Source organism: Pseudomonas sp. MF09156 (genome assembly GCF_059862305.1).
This window is the reverse complement of sequence record NZ_JCBCUR010000051.1, coordinates 1-1,113: the sequence shown is the minus strand read 5'-3', so window position 1 is coordinate 1,113 and position 1,113 is coordinate 1. Positions and strand designations below refer to the sequence as shown.

Genomic DNA, 1,113 nt, shown 5'->3' with positions numbered 1-1,113 from the left:
GGCGGTTGCAGGAGCTGAGTGCAACACGGTCATTGAATTGAAGCTGGAGCATCATGCCGCATAGCCATGGCCTTCTGCATCACCTCGCCCATAACTTCGATTGGGCATTTGAAGTCGAAGCGCTTACGCGGACGCATGTTCAGTTGCAGTGCGATGGCATTCAGTTCTTCCTGGCTGTGTACCGACAGGTCTGTGCCTTTGGGCAGGTACTGGCGGATCAGGCCATTGATGTTTTCGTTGCTACCGCGCTGCCAAGGGCTGTGCGGGTCGCAGAAGTAAATCGCCACCCCAGTCTGCTGGGTGATTTCAGCATGCCGCGCCATTTCTCGACCCTGGTCGTAGGTCATGCTCTTGCGCATCGCCAGCGGCATGCCATTGAGCGCTGCACTGAAGCCTTCCATCGCCGAGGTCGCCGTCGCGTCGTTCATCTTCACCAGCATCAGGTAGCCACTGGTTCGCTCCACCAGCGTGCCTACACACGAGGCGTTGGCTTTGCCCTTGATCAAGTCGCCTTCCCAATGCCCTGGCATCAGCCGGTCTTCGATCTCCGGTGGGCGCACATGGATGCTGACCATCTCGGGAATCTGGCCGCGCCGATCCACACCACCAGAGCGCGGTCGGCGTGTCGTCTTGCTTTGCCGCAGGCAGATGATCAGCTCCTTGCGCAGTTCACCGACCGGCAGGGCATAGATCGCGTTATAGATCGTCTCGCGACAGACGTAGGCATCTCTGAGGCTGGGAATGTTCATGCTGCGCAGCTTGCCGGCAATCTGCTCGGGAGACAAACGCTCACGGAGCATATGCGCCACCAACTCGAAGCGCTCACCATCCCGCAACAGCTTTCGCTTCGGTCGACACACCTGGCGGCGAGCCTGCATCTGCTGCTGGGCCGCGTGGGCCGAGTAGCCGCCACAGACATCTCGATTGCGGCGCAGCTCCCGGCTGATGGTCGAAGGGGATCGGTTGATCAAGCAGGCAATCCTACGCAGGCTGAAGCCTTGGGCATGACTGATTTGAATGGTGGCGCGCTCTTCAACGCTGAGTTCGGTATAAGACATAGGGGCAGCACCGTACCGGAAAGGTCAGGTGTTGCACTCAGTTTTTGCCGCCGCC

Annotated in this window: 1 protein-coding gene; it reads right to left on the bottom strand. The window is 59.5% G+C overall.

The features are described 5' to 3' along the window. Positions 1 to 29: 29 nt before the first annotated feature. Positions 30 to 1,058: an IS30-like element ISUnCu4 family transposase gene (locus tag AC19YY_RS30980; RefSeq protein ID WP_284184535.1), complete on the bottom strand. Its 1,029-nt coding sequence runs from the start codon at positions 1,056 to 1,058 to the stop codon at positions 30 to 32. Positions 1,059 to 1,113: the final 55 nt, after the last annotated feature.

What these genes read in the sequence shown, in the direction of transcription:
- AC19YY_RS30980 (WP_284184535.1), bottom strand. Translation starts at nt 1,058, where the DNA reads ATGTCTTATACCGAACTCAGCGTTGAAGAGCGCGCCACCATTCAAATC.